The 2,610-nt window shown below is 63.8% G+C and carries 2 protein-coding genes; both read right to left on the minus strand.

Going from position 1 to position 2,610, the window contains the following annotated elements; all coding sequences use genetic code 11:
• The coding region (yidC, locus tag ABYW26_RS13135; RefSeq protein WP_372605361.1) for a membrane protein insertase YidC at window positions 1–1,230 on the minus strand (1,230 nt) is incomplete at its 3' end.
• 97 nt (window positions 1,231–1,327) lie between these two features.
• Window positions 1,328–2,610 (minus strand): putative bifunctional diguanylate cyclase/phosphodiesterase (locus ABYW26_RS13140; RefSeq protein WP_372605362.1); only part of this gene is annotated, 1,283 nt, incomplete at its 5' end.

The raw sequence follows: 2,610 nt of genomic DNA on the forward strand, positions 1-2,610 counted from the left end.
CTCTTTCATCTTGGCCATCGAGGCGTAAGATTTATAGGCCAGCGGGAACACCAGCAGCTTGATCACCACGGTCAGGGCAATGATCGCCCAGCCCATATTGCCGATCATCGCATTCAGCGTGTGCAGCAGCCAGAAGATCGGTTTGGTGAAGAAGAAGAACATGCCCCAGTCGATCGAGTCGACAAAGTTCTTGATGCCCAACGACTTTTCGTAATGGGTGATGGTTTCCCATTCCTTGGCGCCCGCGAACAGCTTGGTTTCGACCGCGCCGGTCGTCCCGGCCTCGACGGTCATCACCGGCAAGCGGGTCTCGACCTGATAGATGTCAGCCGCAGCGACGTATTTCGCCACCGAGGTAAAGGCCTGACCCGGTTCGCCGATCAGCGTGGTCATCCAATATTTGTCGGTAAAGCCGATCCAGCCGTCCTGTTCGACCTGCTCCACTTCGGCGCGGGCCGCTTCGCGGTCGACGAAATCCAGCTCGGTCATGTCCTTGTATTTGATTTCTTCCAGCGTCGTGTCGTTCTGACGGACGACGCCTTCGTGCAGTACAAAGAATTTCTTGCCATCGGGTTCGCCGTGACGGGCGACGATGCCGTAAGGGGCCAGACGGACCGGCGCGCCGGTGGTATTTTCGACCGACTGCGCCATGGTGAACATATAGCCGTCGTCGACCGAGATCGTGCGGTGAAAGATCAGGCCCTTGCCGTTGTTCCAGCTCAGCGAAACCGGGGTGGTGTCGGTCAGGGTGGTGTTGCCATCGGCGCTCCAGACCGTCAGCGGCCCGGGCACGTCGGCGGCATCCAGATCGCCGGCGGCGGCCCAGCCATAGAGCGCGTAATAGGGCCGCGCGGACCCGATGGGCGACAGCAGCACGACATTGGCGGAATCGGGTTCAAGCGACTCGCGATAATCCTTCAGCAGCAACTCGTCGATCCGGCCACCCAACAGCGAGATCGAGCCGCTGAGGCGGGTCGAGTCGATGGTCAGGCGCGGCGCATCGGCAACCGTGGTTGCGGTCGCGGGCGTGGGGGTGGTGGCCATCGCGGTCGCCGGTGCCTGTGCAACGGTCGGCGGCACCGCGGCGGTGGTGCCGGTTTCGGTGCTGACAGCGACCGCCGGGTCGGCGGGCGGCGTGGTATTTTCCGGTGGGAAAAAGATGAACCATACAAGGATCACCACAAAGCTCAGCGCCGAGGCCAGGATTAGGTTCTTGTTCTGATCGTCCATTGGGGCCGCCATCCGTCCTATGCAAGGTGAGGGTGGTTCAACAGAAGCCCGCCGGGAAGGTCAAGCGATTTTCCCCGAATCCGGTAGCAATCTACCGTTATCCGGCCTGGCGGCCAAGGCTGGCGGCCTGAGCCAGCTTTTCCCGGTGTCGATGTATCCAGCCGATCGTGTCTTCGAACGGCATCGGGCGGGCGATGCCAAAGCCCTGAACATGGCCGCACCCCAGTTGCGCCAGCATCGCGTGCTCGCCCGCGGTTTCGACCCCTTCGGCAAGGGTTTCAAGGTTCAGACGTTCGGCCATGCTGAGGATCGCAGCGACCAGATTTTGCTGTTCGCGGTCGCGGTCGACGCGGGTGACGAAGGACCGGTCGATCTTAAGCCGCCGGACGGTAAACCGCCGGATCGAACTGATCGAAGCATGGCCGGTGCCGAAATCGTCCAGATCTATGCCGCACCCCAATTGCGCCAGTGCGGCGATGTTGCGGGTGATGACGTCGTCATCGGCGCCCGAGACCACGGTTTCCAGAATTTCGATGGTCAGCCGTTGCGGCGCCAGCGAGAACCGGTCCAGTTCCCAACGGATGCGGTCGACCAGTTCGGGGTCGCGCAATTCCTGATCCGAGAAATTCACCCCGACCGAGGGCACATGGACCCCGGCCTGATCCCACGCGCGCAGCGCCGACAGGGCCTGAAACAGCATTTCGTCGGTCAGGCGCGAGGACAGCCCGGCCTGCAGGACGATGCCCAGAAAATCGACCGGCGGGATCAGGCCGCGTTGGGGATGGGCCCAGCGGGCCAAGGCCTCGAACCCGGTGACCTGACCGGTGTCGGTGGAAATCTGCGGCTGGAACCACGGTCTGATCTGCCGGGTTTCCAGCGCGGTTGCTAATTCCTCGCGCAGATCGTGACGGCGGCTGACGGCCTTTTGCATTTCGGCGGAATATGCCCGGATCGCGCCGGTGCCGTTGCTTTGCGCCTCGCTCAGCGCGGTTTCAGCCGCCGCCAACAGGGCCGCGCCGGTTGGATCGGGGCAGCGGCTTTGCAGGCAGAACCCGGCCGAGCCGGACAGATAGGCCGTGGTGCCATCAATGGTGATCGGTTCGCGCAGCGCGTCCAGCGCCCGGCCGGAAATCTGCAACAGGGTTTCCAGATCGGCGCGGCGCATCGGGGACAGGGCGATGGCCAGCCGCCCATCGACAAGTTGGCCCAGCACGTCATCGTCCCGCAGCGCGGCGGACAGGCGATCGACCACGCGGCGCAGGGCGATATCCTGTGCCTCGGGGCCAAAGCGGTCGGCCAGATCCGGCAGGCCCTCAGGCGCAAGAACAAGGGCGGCGGTGGCCTTGCCACTGGCGCGGCCCTGCGCCAGCGCGGCGTCCA

The sequence above is a fragment of the Actibacterium sp. genome (genome assembly GCF_041584535.1).
Classification (GTDB): Bacteria; Pseudomonadota; Alphaproteobacteria; order Rhodobacterales; family Rhodobacteraceae; genus Actibacterium_D.